The sequence below is a fragment of the Methylotetracoccus oryzae genome (assembly GCF_006175985.1).
GTDB lineage: Bacteria > Pseudomonadota > Gammaproteobacteria > Methylococcales > Methylococcaceae > Methylotetracoccus > Methylotetracoccus oryzae.
The window spans coordinates 163,043-179,097 of sequence record NZ_SRSH01000009.1 but is presented as its reverse complement, the minus strand read 5'-3'; the positions used below and the strand labels follow the sequence as shown (position 1 = coordinate 179,097).

Annotated in this window: 13 protein-coding genes; 9 read left to right on the top strand and 4 right to left on the bottom strand. The window is 64.3% G+C overall.

The genetic code is table 11. The features are described 5' to 3' along the window. Positions 1-88: 88 nt before the first annotated feature. On the bottom strand, positions 89-2,458 hold the full coding sequence (locus BWR02_RS11085) for an MMPL family transporter (RefSeq protein WP_139557837.1): 2,370 nt from the start codon (positions 2,456-2,458) through the stop codon (positions 89-91). 144 nt (positions 2,459-2,602) lie between these two features. Between BWR02_RS11085 and BWR02_RS11080 the strand changes: the two genes are divergently transcribed. Continuing rightward, a complete protein-coding gene (locus BWR02_RS11080) occupies positions 2,603-3,160 on the top strand; it encodes a hypothetical protein (protein WP_139557836.1) in 558 nt (185 codons plus the stop codon). A 22-nt stretch (positions 3,161-3,182) separates the two neighbouring features. Here BWR02_RS11080 and BWR02_RS11075 read toward each other — a convergent pair whose 3' ends face one another. Further along, complete coding sequence (locus BWR02_RS11075; RefSeq protein ID WP_236102142.1) at positions 3,183-4,409, bottom strand: MFS transporter; 1,227 nt, start codon at positions 4,407-4,409, stop codon at positions 3,183-3,185. Between the two features lie 602 nt (positions 4,410-5,011). Here BWR02_RS11075 and BWR02_RS11065 point away from each other — a divergent pair. Together BWR02_RS11065 and BWR02_RS11060 are read left to right on the top strand one after the other, a co-directional pair. Further along, positions 5,012-6,076 carry a DMT family transporter gene (locus BWR02_RS11065; RefSeq protein WP_139557834.1) on the top strand — a complete coding sequence of 355 codons (1,065 nt, stop codon included), beginning with the start codon at positions 5,012-5,014 and terminating at the stop codon, positions 6,074-6,076. Between the two features lie 409 nt (positions 6,077-6,485). Then, a complete protein-coding gene (locus BWR02_RS11060) occupies positions 6,486-6,896 on the top strand; it encodes a hypothetical protein (protein ID WP_139557833.1) in 411 nt (136 codons plus the stop codon). Between the two features lie 57 nt (positions 6,897-6,953). On the opposite strand, the gene BWR02_RS11055 is transcribed toward BWR02_RS11060, so the two are convergent. After that, positions 6,954-8,327: a cytochrome P450 gene (locus tag BWR02_RS11055; protein WP_139557832.1), complete on the bottom strand. Its 1,374-nt coding sequence runs from the start codon at positions 8,325-8,327 to the stop codon at positions 6,954-6,956. Between the two features lie 215 nt (positions 8,328-8,542). Here BWR02_RS11055 and BWR02_RS11050 point away from each other — a divergent pair, with 215 nt between their 5' ends. From BWR02_RS11050 to scpB, 4 genes are all read left to right on the top strand, one after another. Next, a complete protein-coding gene (locus tag BWR02_RS11050; protein ID WP_139557831.1) occupies positions 8,543-8,977 on the top strand; it encodes a cobalamin B12-binding domain-containing protein in 435 nt (144 codons plus the stop codon). Next, positions 8,974-9,948, top strand: coding sequence for an ArgK/MeaB family GTPase (locus BWR02_RS11045; protein WP_139557830.1), 975 nt, complete (start codon positions 8,974-8,976; stop codon positions 9,946-9,948). Before BWR02_RS11050 ends, BWR02_RS11045 begins: the two co-directional genes overlap by 4 nt. A gap of 11 nt (positions 9,949-9,959) precedes the next feature. After that, positions 9,960-11,648 (top strand): acyl-CoA mutase large subunit family protein, encoded by a 1,689-nt coding sequence (locus BWR02_RS11040; RefSeq protein WP_139557829.1) that lies wholly within the window; start codon positions 9,960-9,962, stop codon positions 11,646-11,648. A 75-nt stretch (positions 11,649-11,723) separates the two neighbouring features. Further along, positions 11,724-12,503: a methylmalonyl-CoA decarboxylase gene (gene scpB, locus BWR02_RS11035; RefSeq protein WP_139557828.1), complete on the top strand. Its 780-nt coding sequence runs from the start codon at positions 11,724-11,726 to the stop codon at positions 12,501-12,503. A gap of 378 nt (positions 12,504-12,881) precedes the next feature. Here the strand turns inward: scpB and BWR02_RS11030 are convergent, their stop codons facing one another. Further along, positions 12,882-13,982, bottom strand: a complete 1,101-nt coding sequence (locus BWR02_RS11030) for a hypothetical protein (protein ID WP_139557827.1) — start codon at positions 13,980-13,982, stop codon at positions 12,882-12,884. A gap of 578 nt (positions 13,983-14,560) precedes the next feature. On the opposite strand from BWR02_RS11030, the gene BWR02_RS21480 reads away from it, so the two are divergent. Beyond that, positions 14,561-14,947: an enoyl-CoA hydratase-related protein gene (locus BWR02_RS21480; protein ID WP_201276236.1), complete on the top strand. Its 387-nt coding sequence runs from the start codon at positions 14,561-14,563 to the stop codon at positions 14,945-14,947. After that, on the top strand, positions 14,947-15,375 hold the full coding sequence (locus tag BWR02_RS21475; RefSeq protein ID WP_201276231.1) for an enoyl-CoA hydratase-related protein: 429 nt from the start codon (positions 14,947-14,949) through the stop codon (positions 15,373-15,375). The genes BWR02_RS21480 and BWR02_RS21475 overlap by 1 nt, the downstream gene beginning before the upstream one ends. The last annotated feature ends 680 nt before the right edge of the window (positions 15,376-16,055 follow it).

Here is a 16,055-nt window from a genome sequence, read left to right as displayed (position 1 = left end):
CGCCGCGGCGCCCATCACGCGCAGCGCATGGTAAAGGTTCTAATCCCCGGCTAAGAGCCAGTCAATTGGTAGCTCTGCCTATATGGCTTCAGCCGAACAACGCCTGAATCAGGCATCGCCAACTGGCCGTTCCCCAAAGGTTAACGGCGCTGGGCGGGATGCCCCCCGCCGGCTTCGCCAGCCAGGCCGCCAGCACGAAGGCGCTGGCAGCACCGACGCTGACCGTGAGCCCTATTGCCCGCAACACCGGCGTCTGCGACAGCGCCAGCAGCCCGAAGGGCAACAGCGTCGTCATCGTGCAGACCAGCAGCGAGAACTGCGTGCGGCGATGCTCCTCGCGGTCGGCCGGCGGGCGGTTGAAGAATAGGCCGTAGTCCATCGCCAGGCCCATCACCAGCAGCAGCGAGACCAGGTGAAACAGCGACAGCCCGCCGCTAATCACCCTGATGACGGTTCCCGTAAACACCAGCGCCAGACCCATCGGTAGCACAACCCGCAAAGCCGCGCTCCAGGCGCCGAGACCGGCACGCAGCAGCAGCACGATCACGACAGCACCGAGCGACAACAGCGTCAGCGTTTCCTCGCGATAACGGGTGATCAGCCGAGTCGACTCCTCGCGCAGATCGACGAGCCGCCCGCCGACGTCCGCGACGGCCTCGGCCAGCCGGCCCGGCGCCGTAGACTCGCTCAGCGTGACGAGCCCGACCCACTGCGCCTCGAAAGGAAACAACAGCGGTTCCAGCGGCAAACCCAGCGACGTCTCGCGCAGATCGGCCAGCTCCAATGGCGACTGATTGCGCGCTGCGGTGACGGCTGCCACGAAAGGCTCGAAGCTGCCGGGCCTGAACGGCAGGCCGCGAGCGGCTGCGTTCAGGTCGCGCCGTAGCTGGACGGGGTCGGGCAGCACCGCACGGCGTTCCAGCTGCCGCGCGGCACTGGGCAGGTAATGCGCAGCGAGGTCGTACCCCGCAAGCGAACCCGCGCGGACCATTTCATCCAGCGAACCGGACAAGGCTTCGGTCCGCTCCAGCACGTCTTCCGCCGTCGGGCCGATGATCAGCGCGATCCGGTTCAACTCGGGCGCCCGCAGCTCGGCGCGAAGTTCCTGATCGAAACGCTGGCTGCTTTCCGGCAGCGGGCTCAGATGCGCGATGTCGTCGTCCCAGACCGGCGTCGCGAGCCGCGCGTTCACCGCAGCCAGCGCGGCTAGGCCCAGCGGCGACAGCACGCGCAAGCCCACCTGTCGGCCGCGGTCTAGCAGCGCAAATAACGCCGGCCAATGCGGCAGATTGAGCGCGCCGGACAGGAACGCCGGCACCACCCAACGGCAGACGAGACCCGCGGCCAGCAGTCCGGTAATCGAAAACACGCCGAGCTCGACCAACCCCGGAAAGCCCGAGAACAGCATCGCGCCGAAACCGGCCACCGTCGCGAGCACCCCAAGGCGAATGGTCGGCCACACCCGCCGGATCGATACGGCGACCGGCTCCCCGGCGTTCAAGTGGGTGAATAGATGAACCGGGTAATCGTTCGCGAAGCCGATCAGGGCCGAACCGAAACCGAGCACGATCCCGTTGAGGTTGCCCGAGTAGGCCGCGACTGCCGCCATACCGGCCAGCGCCCCGGAGCCCAGCGGCAGCAGCGTCAGCAGCACGAAGCGCAGCGAGCGGTAGACCCGCCACAGGAACAGGCTGACCGCGACCATCGTCAGCGTCGAGATGAACTCGGCGTCGCGGGTGATCGTGTCGTTGATCTCGACCGAGAACGGTCCCGGACCGCTCAGCGCCAGCGTCATGGAGGGCGGATGGCCGAGTTGACCGAATGCCTGGCGGATCCGGTTCACGGCCCCGCGCTGCGCATCCACGTCGAAACCCGCTGCCCGCGTTTGCGCAATCAGCAGCGCGCGTGTGCCATCGCGGGCAAACCACACGCCGTGGCGTCGCTCCGGCTGCGCCTGCCCCTGCAGACGCCGGAAAATCGCGAGACTCTCGCCGGTCGGATCTCCCGCCAACAGATGTTTGGTGGCCAGCCCCAGCGTCGTGCCGAGTTCGGCGAGCCGCGCTTCGAGCGCCGCGCGCAAGGCATCGGGACCGAAATGGCCCGGCGCCACGGCCGGACTCAGCAGGTAGCGGTGCTCCATGATGAAACGCGTATCCGCCTCGGACCATGCCGCTTCGCCATTCAGGATACGTTCGAATTCGGGAGCCTTGCGCAATGCGCGGCCGAGTGCGGCACTGGCCGATGCCAGTTCGGCCGGCGCGGCACCGGCCAGCGCGATCAGCACCAGCCGCGACGGAAAGCCGCTGCGCAACTGATCGACCAGAATCCGCTCCTCGGTGCTCGGGTTGCGCGGCAGGAAGTACAGGAGGTCCTGCCTGACCGGCGGCGCGCGCCACAGCATCCAGCCGGAACCGGCCAACATCGCCAGCCACAGCGCGATGGCAAACCGGCTGCTCATGCGCACCGGCTCCGCTTGAGCGAACCAATATCCGGCCCATCGTGAAGCGCGGCAACTGGAACCGCTTTCGTTACAATGACCACGAGCGGCCTGACCCCGTCAGAAGCCGTCCGGCTATCGTGGCCTGCCTTATTCTGTCCCCCGATGCTGTACACCGGCCTGAAAATCACCATCTTCGCGCTCTTGCTGCTCAACGCCGCATTTTATATGGCGCGCGCGGACGCCAGCAGTGCGCTCGACGAGGCGGCCTGGCTGCTTTTGCTGTTCCTGTTCGAGTGGGAAGCCTCGGGCCGCCGGCAACCGGCTACCGATCGCCTACGCGCTGTGATTCCCGCAGTCCGGCTGACCGCCGCGGCCGCCGTGGTTGTTGCGGCCATCGCCTTCGCGGCCGAGGACTCCTGGCTCGATGTCACCAATTCGGGACTGTGGATCGCGGTGGTTGCCTTGCTCGAAGTCGAAGTCCGCTGGCCGCATCTGGTCGTCATGAACGAACGGCTCTTCGTCACGACCGCCACGGTGTTGTACGGCGGACTCGGCCTGCTGGTGCTGGCCTGGACCTGGCGCGACGAGTGGCTGGATGCCTACGACGCGCTGCTGTGGATACTGGCTTTCGCGTTCATCGAGATGGACATGCTGCGCTTCTCACGGCGAACGGGCGGCGCGTCGGACGAGAACACGCGACCGGCCGGCAACATTCGCTGAGGCCTCGTCCCAGGTTTGACGCTCAGCCGCCTCGCGCAAGTTTCGACGGCACCGGCCCGCGACCGGCCAGCAGCACGATGACCGCCAGCGCGCAGAACACCGCACCCGCCGAAAAGGTGCCGACCGCGCCGATCCGGTCCCAGATCACGCCGGCCAGCACGCTCGCGATCAGCATCGCGCCACCGGCAACCAGATTGAAGAAGCCGTAAGCCGTTCCGCGTAAATCCCCGGGCGCCGTGTCGGCGACCAGCTTCGCGAACAGGCCTTGCGTGACCCCGAGGTGCAGGCCCCACAGCGATATGCCCAGCCACACCCAGCCCCAGGCCGGGCTGTACGCCAGGGCCGCGTCGGCCGCCATCAACAGGACCAGACCGAGCAGCAGCAAGCTCCGATGGCGCATGCGATCCGACAGGCGCCCGAAGGGATAGGCGGACAGCGAATAGACCACGTTCATCGCGACCAGCACCAGCGGGGTATAGGCCAGCGGCAGCCCGCCCTGGGTTGCCCGCAGCACCAGAAAGGCCTCCGAAAACCGGGCCAGTGTGAACAGCGCACCGACCGCGACGACGCCCCAGTAAGCCCGCGGCAAACGCCGGAGGCTGTCCCGGACGATGGGGTTAGTCCGCACGGGGCCAGCCGGATGCGCAGGCTCGGTGATGCCGCCGATCAGCAGCGCGACCGACAGCAAGCCGGGAATGATCGCGACCCAGAACACCGCGCGGATGTCATTCGCCCACAACAGCATCAGCCCCATCGCCAGCAGCGGCCCGAGAAACGCACCGACCGTGTCCAGCGACTGCCGTAGGCCGAACGCGGCGCCGCGCAGCTCCGGCGGCGCGATGTCGGCGACCAGCGCATCTCGGGGAGCACCCCGGATGCCCTTGCCGATACGGTCGCTTAGTCGCGCGAACAGCACCATGTCGGCGCTGGACGCGATCGCGAACAAGGGCTTGGACAAAGCCCCGAGACCGTAGCCGAGCACCGCCAGGCCCTTCCTGCGACCCCAGCGATCCGATAGCACGCCCGAGAACACCTTGACGATCAGCGCTGTCGCCTCGCCCAGCCCTTCGATCACTCCGACCGCGAGCGCACTAGCCCCGAGCGTCGTGACCAGAAACACCGGCAGCAGGCTGTGGATCAACTCCGAAGACACGTCCATCAGCAGGCTGACGAAGCCGAGGATCCAGATCGCGCGGGGCATGTGGGCAGCGGGTGGGTTCGAGGACGGCATAGGCTTGTCCATGGGCATCGGCAGCACTCAGTGACAGACGGCAGGACAGGGTATCACCGCCGGGGATGCGCGACATTGCACCCCAATCGCTTCCTGCGCCGCTGGGGCAGGACTGATCCGCGTCCAATGGCTTGCCAACCCGCGTTCAAAGCTTTGACGCCGGGGATGCGGAGGCTTCGAACGACCCGCGTCGATGCAACGCGTTCTCTCACATCACGCTCGGCGCGCTCCAGGAGCTGCCTGACATCGGCCACCGCCGACCAAACGCGATAGAATCCCGCGATGCCATCAGCCCCGAAGCAAACCCGATGATTGCGGGTGTCGCCATTCGACGCAGTGAAGTTTGCGTTGTCCGACTTGAGGGCGTCCGATGCGATGCGGCGCGTCTGGCAGGCGGCCTCCCGCTTCTCGACGGATCCCTTCTCCCGCTCCACCGACCACGCCCACGAGTCGGAGGCCTTTCGCAACATACCCCTGGACTTACGCCTTGAGTCCCCACCGTGAAATTACCCATCACGAGAGGGTCTGATGGCAAAACTGTGCGCGAGCAGGCTGGGGTGCAGCTTGCCCGACCCGAATGACGATCCCACGCGCAACCGGCCAAAGTCACCGCAAACCCAGTGACCACCTTCCACCACGAACGCCGCATCGGCATCGCTGCCGCCTTGGGCGCCGCGCTATTGTTCGGGGCCGGGACGCCGCTGGCCAAGGTGCTGCTCGGGCGCGTCGATCCGTGGCTGCTCGCGGCGCTGCTGTATCTGGGGTCCGGGATCGGGCTCCTGGTGCTGCGGCTCGCGGCCCGCAGTCCGAGGCCGCATCTCGCCTTGACCGAGTGGCTATGGCTGGCCGCGGCGACCGTTGCGGGCGGTGTCGTCGCACCACTGGCGTTGATGTGGGGGCTGTACGGCATGCCGGCCGCGGGCGCCTCGCTGCTGCTGAACGCCGAGAGCGTGTTCACGGCCCTGCTGGCGTGGTTCGTGTTCAGGGAGAACTTCGATCGCCGCATCGCGCTCGGCATGGTCGCGATCGTCGCCGGCAGCGTGGTGCTGACCTGGCCGGGCGAGGCACGGCTGTCGCTTTCCCTACCGGCGCTCGCCGTGCTAGGCGCCTGCCTGGCCTGGGCGCTGGACAACAATCTGACGCGCAAGGCGGCACTGGCCGATGCCTCGTTCATCGCAATGGCCAAGGGCCTGGCGGCGGGTTCGACCAATCTGGCCCTGGCCCTCGGAACGGGCGCCGCGCCGCCGGTCTGGCCCGACGTCGCGGCCGCTGCGCTGCTCGGACTGCTCAGTTATGGCCTGAGCCTGACGCTGTTCGTTATCGCACTGCGGCACCTGGGCTCGGCGCGGACCGGGGCTTATTTCTCGACCGCGCCCTTCGTCGGCGCCGCGCTGGCCGTCGCGCTGCTGGGGGATCCGATCACGCCGACACTGCTGCTGGCCGGAGGCCTGATGGCGCTCGGCGTGATACTGCACCTGACCGAGCATCACAGCCATCGACACGAACACCACCGGATGGAGCACGGCCATTGGCATACGCATGGCCCCGGCGATCCGCATCACGACCACCAGCACGACGAACCGGTCCGCCCCGGGACCCGGCATACGCACTGGCACCAGCACGAACCCCTGGCGCACTCCCACCCCCACTTCCCCGATGCCCACCATCGGCACGACCACGATTGACACATACCGCTACCGCGCACTCGGTGTCGCGCCACGGACCATCCATGGACGTTACGAGCGCGGCTTTTGCCCGACCCGGTGGGGGATTTGCCACATGACAGCGCCTCGCGGTGAAGGAAGGTCGCGAATCGCGCGGCATTCCGGAATGGCACATGCCTTGCTTAAGATGCTCCGGCGACAGGGATCGCGCAGTACGCACATCGCATTGAGCGGGTTAAAACTGGGGGGCCGCTGAACCGATTGCGCGTCGCATGGACCGGGACGGGACGTCCCGCGGGGCAGGATGCCCTTTCCTCAAAAAGCTTCCTCGGACCACCCCCGGTCGCAGCCGTCGCCCAGTCCCAGCAGGCACGCCAGGGACCGAAACGGGGACGCGGCAAATCAAACCTAGAAAGCAAGGCTTACCCTAATGAAAAGTAAGATCCTGTTGATCGCTGCCGGGCTCGTCCTGACGGCACAGGCGTATGCGAACAACGACGACAGCTGTGGCCCCTGGGCGGCCAGCGGCAAATGGGTCATGTACCAGGCCGCGGTCAGCGACGGCTTCCAGCACACCGGGCGTTGCGAGCTGAAGATCAAGGACGGCACCGCGACGGGACAGTGTGTCATGAGCAACGGCCTCGACGTCGCGGTCACCGGCCCGGTGACGGTCAACAAGAATTGCTCCGCCTCGATCAGCCTCGGCTTCGATGTGCCGAACGGCGGACCGCACATCGACTCGGATTTCAACGTGCAACTGACCCGCGACCGCGAAGCCTTCGCCGGCCAGTTCATCAACACCTTCGGTGTGGTGGGCTTGTCGAACGGCGTTCGACGCTAATCCCACCAGCACAGCGGCGGCTTCCCGAGGCCGCCGCTCGCCGCCTCCCTGCTCGGCTCAGCGCCGCTCGAGGCGCATTCCGAGTCCGCCTTTCGGCCGCAAGGCCAGCACGATTTCAGGCTCCACACTAATCCCCGGCACCGGATCGAGCCGGAACTGCCGCGCAAGTGCGGCCAGCAGCAACGCGCCCTCCGTCATCGCGAAATGATTGCCCAGACAGACACGCGGCCCGGCGCCGAAGGGCATGTATGCCAGTCGGTGACCTGGTGCAGGACTGTCGGCCAGAAAGCGCTCGGGACGGAAATGATCGGGCTGCTCCCAGAAGTCGGGATGCCGATGAATGTTCGCTATGTTCACGAACACCAGCGTGCCGCCGGGAATCCGGTAACCGCCCAGTTGCGTGTCCGCGACGGTCTTACGAACGACACCGATCGCGGGCGGAAACAGACGCATCGTTTCTTCCAGCACCGCTCGAGTCCAGGGCAGCGACGGCAGGTCCTCGAGCGTCGGCGCTCGATCGCCGATCACCGCATCCAGCTCCGCGTGCAGGCGTGCGCGCACCTCGCGATTCGCTCCCAGCAGATGCCAGCACCAGCTCAGCGCCACCGCGGTCGTCTCGTGCCCGGCAATGAAGATCGTCAGGCACTCATCGCGAATCTGGCGGTCGTCCATGGCCTCGCCGGTCTCGGTATCGACGGCGTGCAGCAGCTTGCCGAGCAGATCGTCGCAACGCCGTCCCTCGGCCCGCCGCTCGCGGATCAGCGTCCCGATCAACTCATCCAGCAACGCCAGAGAGTTCCGGAACGCGCGATTGGCGGGGGTCGGTAACCACAGCGGCAACTGAAAGGGATTGCTGAGATGCTCGGAGGAATAACGCAGCACGGTCGCGAGAGCCGGCGACAGCGTGTCGACCCGATCCAGCACGCTGACGCTGAACATCGTGCGGGTGATGATCTCCAGCGTCGCGCGCATCATTTCATGGGCGACATCGATCGTGGAGGCGGGCGCGAGCGACGACCAACGCTCTGCCACACGCCGCGCTGCCGCATTGATTTCCGGGACGAAGGACGGCAGGCGGCTGCGCTGGAACAGCGGCTGCATCAGCCGCCGTTGCCGTTTCCACAGATCGCCGCGACTGGTCGCCAGCCCCTGTCCCAGAACCAGCGCGACCCCGGCCGGGCTGTCGCGCTCGTACATCTTGATGAACTCGTTCTGCCGGGTGATCAACACCTCCTCCGCCAAAGCCGGATGGCTGATCATGTGAAACTGCCGGCGGCCGAGCCGATACGCGATGACGTCGCCGTAACGAACTCGCCAGTCGAGCATGTTCTGGAAGGGGTTGCCGCGAAACTCGAGCAGGCTGCCGATCAGCGGTAGGCTGGGCGGGGACGGTGCGGTGAGCAGCGCGGATGCATGGACGCTGGAAGCCATTCTGACGGAGACCTAAGTGGTTCGAGCCGGTAGTGTACGCAAACCCTCAGCCCGTTGGCTTGGCTGCAGACTCAGCGACGTTCGATTTGCGACACTCAGCATTTCGCGCCGACAACGCCATTGCGACCCAAGTCTCCCTATACTGCGGGCTATCCCACCCCAGCGGCTCCGGATGCCGCGTGCACCCGGGCCGCGACACTCCGCCGGAGTCTGCCATGGCCAGTTCTATCGCATTCGCTGCTCAACACCCACCCGTTCGCATCCTGATCGGCAAGGTCGGCCTCGACGGCCACGACCGCGGCGCCAAATATGTCGCGCATGTCCTCCGTGACGCCGGGTACGAGGTGATCTACACGGGTATCCGGCGGGCGCCGGAGGAAATCGCCGAGGCAGCCGTCCAGGAAGACGTGGCCGTGGTCGGCCTGTCATTTCTGTCGGGCGCCCATATCGCCCTGTTCCGACGGGTGATCGAACAGTTGCGCCGCCGCTGCGCGGGACAGGTGGTGCTGGTCGGGGGCGGCACGATTCCGCCCGACGACGTCAGGACCCTGAAATCCATGGGCGTGGCCGAGGTGTTCACACCCGGCACGTCGGCGCGGACGATCGTCGACCGGATCGGTCAGTTGCTCGATAAACGGCAGGTGGCATGAATGTCGATGTCGAGGCGCTGATTCGCGAGGCCGGGACCGCGGGACCTGGCCGCATTCGCGCCGCGGCGCGGCTGATGACGATCGCGGAAGGCGGCAGCGGCGCGGCCGTCAACGTGCTCGGCAAGCTCGCCGGCGCACCCGAACCGCGCCTGGTGCTCGGCCTGACCGGCAGCCCCGGTTCAGGCAAGAGTTCGCTGGTCGACCGGCTGCTACAGCACTGTCGGGCCGAAAATCCCGACAGCCATATCGGCGTGATCGCCGTGGATCCCTCCTCCCCCTATTCGAACGGCGCCTTTCTCGGCGACCGCGTCCGAATGATGCGACACGCCGGCGATCCGAACATCTTCATCCGTTCGGCCGCGACCCGCGGACACATCGGGGGACTGGCAGCAGGGGTCTTTGGCATGCTGAAGGTGATGGGGCTCGCCGGCTGCGATATCGTATTGATCGAAACCGTCGGCGTCGGTCAGATGGAAATCGAGATCGAGAGCCTGGCCGACCTCGTGCTGATCGTGCTGGCACCGGGCCAGGGCGATGCGATGCAGTTCCAGAAAGCCGGTCTGATGGAAGCGGGCGACGTGTTCGTCGTCAACAAGGGCGATTGTGCCGGGGCTGCCGAGTTTCATGCGCAACTGATGGCCTCCGTGCGGCTGATCGACCATGACCGGAAACAACGGGGGCCCGATTCGGTGCGACTGGTGAGCGCGCGCGAGGATGACGGTATCGCCGAATTGCTCGACTATCTCGACCGGCGACGCGACGCGGAAGCGGATCGTTGGCTGGCCCGGCGGCGGACACGGCTCGGCACGCACCTGCGGGCGGCCGTCTTGGAACTCGCGCAGCGCCGGCTGGAAGCGGAATGGAGCGCGCTCGCCGACAGCGACCCGGTCGGGCGGGTGTTGCGCGGCGAAACGGGACTGGCCGAGCTGTCGGACGCGCTGCTGCGGCACGCAGCGTTGAACAATGTCTGAGGAACCACCGCATGGACGAGAAGGATACTGAACAGGCGTTGACGCCTGAGGAAGCGAAGCGGCAGTGGGAAAATGGCACTGTCGCCAAGACGATCGCTCGATGTCCGGAACGGCAGGCGCAGTTCAAGACCGGATCCGGTCTCGACGTAGACCGCTTGTACGTCCCCGACCCGGCGGCGCTCACGGGCGAAAGCTATCGGAACAAACTCGGCTTCCCGGGACAGTACCCGTTCACGCGCGGCATTCAGCCGACGCTGTACCGCGGGCGTTTCTGGACCATGCGCCAGTATGCCGGCTATGCGACCGCGCAGGAGTCGAACCGGCGCTTTCGCTACCTGCTCGAACAGGGCTCTACCGGCCTGTCGGTCGCCTTCGATCTGCCGACGCAAATCGGCTACGACAGCGACGACCCGCTATCTTGCGGTGAAGTGGGACGCGTCGGCGTCGCGGTGTCCACGGTCGAGGACATGGCGGCGCTGTTCGATGGAATCCCGCTGGATCGCGTGTCGACCAGCATGACGATCAACGCGACAGCTGCGGTAATCCTCGCGATGTACATCGTCGTTGCCGAACGCCAGGGAGCCCCGCTGACGGCGCTCGCCGGCACAATCCAGAACGACATACTGAAAGAGTACTTCGCTCGCGGCACCTACCGCTTCCCGCCCAAACCCAGCCTGCGGCTGATCAGCGACCTGTTTGCGTACTGTGCCAGCACCCTGCCGAAGTGGAACGCGATATCGGTCAGCGGCTACCACATCCGCGAGGCGGGGGCGACCGCCGCGCAGGAAATCGGCTTCACGCTGGCGGACGCCGTCTGCTATATCGAAACGGCCATCGCCGCCGGCCTAGACGTCGACGACTTCGCGCCGCAGATCACGTTTTTCTTCGCAGCACACATGGATTTGCTGGAGGAAGTCGCCAAATTCCGCGCCGCGCGCCGCCTCTATGCCCGGCTGATGAAGGAGCGCTTCGGCGCGAAGAACCCCAAGAGCCTGATGCTGCGCTTTCACACCCAGACCAGCGGCGTCGCGCTGACCGCGCAGCAGCCCGACAACAATGTCGTGCGGGTGGCGATCCAGGCGCTAGCCGCGGTGCTGGGCGGCACCCAGTCCTTGCATACGAACTCGAAGGACGAGGCTTTGGCACTGCCCACTGAAGACAGCGTGCGTCTGGCCCTGCGCACACAACAAATCATCGCGCACGAGACCGGCGTCGCGAATACGATCGACCCGCTGGGCGGCAGTTATTATGTCGAAAGCCTGACCGATCGCCTGGAGGCGGAGGCGGAAGAATGGCTGGCACGGATCGATTCGATCGGTGGCATGGTCGCGGCAGTCGAGCAGGGCTATGTGCAGCGCGCGATCGAACAGGCGGCCTATGAGTACGGCAATTCGATCGAGACCGGCGACCGGACCATCGTCGGCGTCAATAAATTCGTCGAAGACAAGCCGCCGGCGATGGACCTGTTCTCGGTAGCGGCTGCGGTGGAGACGCGCCAGGCCGAGGCCGTTACCGCCGTCAAGCGCAACCGTGACGCCGCGGCCGTGGCCGCCGCGCTGAGCCGAATCGAGCAGGTCGCCCGCGGCAACGAGAATCTGATGCCGGCGATCATCGCCGCGGTCCGGGTGTCCGTCAGCCTCGGCGAGATCTGCAGCTGCCTGCAGAACGTATTCGGTGAACACGTGGATGCGTTCAGTTAGTCTGACCCCCAGGGTCCCCTCGGTATCGCGCCTTCGGCAAGCCACCTTGCCCCCTTCCCGCAAAGGACCACGCCCATGTCTCTGACCCTGAAAGACCAACGCGATACCATCGGCACCATCACGCTGAATCACCAGGAAAAACGCAACGCACTAAGCAGCCAGCTGATCGACGAGGTCATGGCGGCGCTGAAGGACTTCGTCGATGCCGGCGCACGGGTCGTCGTGCTGCGCGCTGCACCGGGCGTCAAGGTATGGTCCGCAGGCCACGATGTCGAGGAATTGCCGCTATCGAACCGCGACCCGCTCGGTTGGGACGACCCGTTGCGCCGGCTGGTGCGCGCGATCGAGGAAACCCCGATGCCGGTCATCGCCATGATCGAGGGCAGCGTGTGGGGCGGCGCCTGCGAAGTCGCGATGGCGTGCGACATCGTCGTCGCCTGCGAGGCGTCAACTTTCGCGATCACGCCGGCGAAGCTGGGGGTGCCCTATAACCTGACCGGTCTGATGACCTTCATGAACGCCGTGCATCTGCACATCGTCAAGGAAATGGCCTTTACCGCCCAGCCCATCGCGGCACGCCGCGCCGAGCAACTCGGTATCGTCAATCGCGTCGTGCCGGCCGAAGAACTCGAGGCGACAAGCTACGGGCTCGCGGCGCAGATCGCGCAGAACGCACCGCTCAGCATCGCCGTGATGAAGGAAGAACTGAACTTGCTGGCCAACGCGCGGGACCTGTCGCCACAAACCTTCGAACGCATTCAGGCCTTGCGGCGCGTCGTCTACAACAGCGCGGATTACCGCGAGGGGATTCAGGCGTTCCTGGAGAAACGCCGGCCGCTGTTTCGGGGCGAATGAGGCCAGTCCAGCCGCGAGGACGAAAACACCGTCGCGGCGAGCACCTCAGCATCGGGCAGGTAAATCAGGAGGCATTCAGGCCGGCTCGACGACGAGGAACGGCTTTACGTCGCAGCACGCCTGTCGGGCCCCGTTCATGACCCACACCCGGCTCATGCACGAAACCATCGTGTCGCCTTACCTGACCGAGGAACAAACCTTGATCGGTTGATCCCGTCAGGTAAGGCAACGTCGCGTGTTGTCTCACCGGCTCTGAACGCTGCCAAGACATTTCTTATTCCGAATTTCCTTGGCGGAGAGACCAGGACCTGCCGTCGGCTACCGGTCGCCCGATCAACGTTTCCCGGTCGTATCCAGGTCTACACCGTGCCACCGCGCTCAGTTTCCACACAGGATATTCTCCGGGCAGCTGGTATTGATTTGCCCACCACGCCGTTTGATCAAGGCTACGGTATCATAAAAGTCGTACGAAACCCCCGGATTCCACTGCTTCTTGAAGAACCACCAGAATAGATGGTTAGCATTGATGCCCGCCGGATCTGCGACCGCGAAATCGAACACATCATCCAGGGTCAGGATGCCCTCGGCGATAGGATCTTCGTAAAGCGTCAGATGGGTCGCGTTCACGGCCATCAGAATGGGAGTCCTACGGGCGTACGCGGAGGACAGGGTCGGCACTACCGAAGTCTTCACGAGGGGACTGGTATCCGGGCCGCCGAAGCCGATTCCGTTGCGGTAGAGATGATCGACCAGCTCGGCCTGATGGGGTTCGATCCGAAAATTAAGTTGCATCGCAGCCAAAGTGCTCGGATAGGCCGTTGACAGGGCTGAACCGAGTCGTTTGAGTTGATCGACATAACTCCGAGCAGTCGCACCATTCGTGAATGCCGTCGATGTGGCACTCTCCTCGGTAACGATACCCTCGACGAATGGTTCCTTGTCGAATTGCGACCCCAAGGCATTATGCAGCGCTATTAACCGATCCATGACAGCCGGAACCCAACGCTTTGCGATGCATCCACGCCGCCCCGTATTCAGCGTAATCGACACCTGACCGCCGAAATATTTCGCGTCGGTTCGCATATCGGGAGGCACACAGGCATTCTCAAGCTCAGAACGATACGTCTTATCTGCAATCTGCAATACTAAACGCTTACCCCTGGCTTGCAGCAAGCCCAGATCGTGACGGATCCTGGAGAAATCATAGCTTCCCTTTTTCTTCTCGAGATTCCCCCATTGATAGGAAATCATGATTCCCTTTATCTCCGGGATCTTGGAAATTTCTTCAATATTGGCATCGTTATAAATGACCGGCAGCTGGGCATAGTGCCCTGGGTTCCATTTCTTGGCGCCACTCCGGGCTACCGGGTCCGCGCGACCCTGCCCCTTCAGCTGAACTACGGCATCACCAAAGGACGCATTCAAAGTCGCAGTGCCGGTGTTGGATACGGCGGCCGCAGGTGCATAGGCAATGTTCATGGAACAACTTCCACCCGGCGGGAGCCACCAGGGGCAATCGCTTGATACCTGTCTGAAATCCGTTTCGCTCATACTGACCCCATAGACTCTCTCATGCCACTGAGAGCTCGCATTCTTAAGCACCAACCGCACGGACTTGCTTTCCTGTCCGACTTCAACGGCCCCGAAATCGACAGCTGTTGGCGAGACACTTACCCCAAACGCGGCATGACTCATTAATACAAGAGAAAACTGTACCAAGAGATAGGCTATGCGAATTTCTATTTTTCTGAATCTTTTCACGATGCTTGCCCTACGGCAATAACCCACGGGAGTACCCTCGAGGAAAAATAACCAGAGCAACCCCACGAGAGACGTTCCAAAAAAGCTGAAGTCATAGGACTTCAGTTCCCCAGCGGACGCCATTGGCAACCGCTTCTCGATATCTGCACAGGCCATGCCATAACGGTTTACCGCCCCCGGCGTACCGCTTTCCGGCGCGAGATATAGGGTCCGACATGTGCCGGCACCCTAGGCGTAAGGCGCTGCTTTATTTGGACTTGGTGTGAGCTTCCGCAGAGGCACCGCAAACCCGCGGCATCACGATAGAGCGACTTAATGCCGGTCGGCTGCAGACCGGATGGTCGCCGTCAAGGGTCTTAACTGATCGCTGGCGTCGTGCGCAGACGACAGTTGCCAGAGGGATTATTGGGATTCAGCCAGGCACCACCGCCTGGGCCGCCGGCCACGATGTCGAAGAATTGCCACTATCGAACCGCGACCCGCTCGGTTGGGACGACCCGTTGCGCCGGCTGGTGCGCGCGATCGAGGAAACCCCGATGCCGGTCATCGCCATGATCGAGGGCAGCGTGTGGGGCGGCGCCTGTGAGGTCGCCATGGCCTGCGACATCGTCGTCGCCTGCGAAGCGTCAACCTTCGCGATCACGCCGGCGAAGCCGGGGGGCCCTATAACCTCACCGATCTGATGACCTTCATGAATGCGGTGCATCCGCACATCGTCAAGGAAATGGCCTTTACCGCCCAGCCCATCGCGGCACGCCGCGCCGAGCAACTCGGTATCGTCAATCGCGTCGTGCCGGCCGAAGAACTCGAGGCGACAAGCTACGGGCTCGCGGCGCAGATCGCGCAGAACGCACCGCTCAGCATCGCCGTGATGAAGGAAGAACTGAACTTGCTGGCCAACGCGCGGGACCTGTCGCCGCAAGAGCGGCACCTCCGTGTCGCCTTAACCTTACGACTCCTCAAAGAACGAGGCCTACCCGTGCTTGGGTTTCTAGGCCGAACTGGCCGCAAATCCAGCCCGCGATATGGCGCCGGCGCAACACAGGGGATTCCTGAGCTTGAAAACAGGCTAGACTACGTGTTAATACGTACGTCTAAAGCACTAGATTAGGCATCACCATTGAAAATCGAACAAGAGACTATCTCTAAAGACACATCCGCGAGGCCCCACCATTCCCACATAACTCACATGGCTTCTCTGCCCATGGCCCGGATGCGCCGGTGTCCGCCGCTCCTGTCGTGAGAGCCAAGCTCGGGGCAAGGCTCCCGGTTCGCGCCACGAGAACCAGCGACCATTCTGTGCGAGGCCCATCCCAGCCATGAACGGTGGCCACGCCTTCCGCCGAATCCCCGGTGAATTATTGATTGAAGGGTGGCGATGAATTCGAAGCAGCGGATACACACGGTGCCGCCGTCGAGCCTCCCGACCATCGCCTACTCGGACTGCAACACCATCTCATCAGCGCTGCGGATCGATCCGCCCTACGCCCCCGCCCTTAGGAAATAATCCCGATGGCGCATCCTCGTAAAAATAGGCATTCATACCCATAGAAATGGCTACAACGGATGGTCAGACTAGATCGGGACACGGGACCAGTACCGCCGAGGGAATCGCGCTGGAACATAAGACTATTGACGGGCGATCCATGTAATTGCCCCAAGAGAATAACCACCACCCGTGGACGACGGGGGACGATATCAGCTCGGGAAGGGCAGCAAAGCGGAGGAGATGAACGGCGCCTTTTCAGCTCGACCAACGGGAAACCGCATCGAGCAAAGCTGCCCCACGAT

Coding starts and splice junctions, on each gene's coding strand:
- BWR02_RS11085 (WP_139557837.1), bottom strand. CDS start 2,458: ATGAGCAGCCGGTTTGCCATCGCGCTGTGGCTGGCGATGTTGGCCGGT.
- BWR02_RS11080 (WP_139557836.1), top strand. CDS start 2,603: ATGCTGTACACCGGCCTGAAAATCACCATCTTCGCGCTCTTGCTGCTC.
- BWR02_RS11075 (WP_236102142.1), bottom strand. CDS start 4,409: ATGCCCATGGACAAGCCTATGCCGTCCTCGAACCCACCCGCTGCCCAC.
- BWR02_RS11060 (WP_139557833.1), top strand. CDS start 6,486: ATGAAAAGTAAGATCCTGTTGATCGCTGCCGGGCTCGTCCTGACGGCA.
- BWR02_RS11055 (WP_139557832.1), bottom strand. CDS start 8,327: ATGGCTTCCAGCGTCCATGCATCCGCGCTGCTCACCGCACCGTCCCCG.
- BWR02_RS11050 (WP_139557831.1), top strand. CDS start 8,543: ATGGCCAGTTCTATCGCATTCGCTGCTCAACACCCACCCGTTCGCATC.
- BWR02_RS11045 (WP_139557830.1), top strand. CDS start 8,974: ATGAATGTCGATGTCGAGGCGCTGATTCGCGAGGCCGGGACCGCGGGA.
- BWR02_RS11040 (WP_139557829.1), top strand. CDS start 9,960: ATGGACGAGAAGGATACTGAACAGGCGTTGACGCCTGAGGAAGCGAAG.
- scpB (WP_139557828.1), top strand. CDS start 11,724: ATGTCTCTGACCCTGAAAGACCAACGCGATACCATCGGCACCATCACG.
- BWR02_RS11030 (WP_139557827.1), bottom strand. CDS start 13,982: ATGAACATTGCCTATGCACCTGCGGCCGCCGTATCCAACACCGGCACT.
- BWR02_RS21475 (WP_201276231.1), top strand. CDS start 14,947: ATGACCTTCATGAATGCGGTGCATCCGCACATCGTCAAGGAAATGGCC.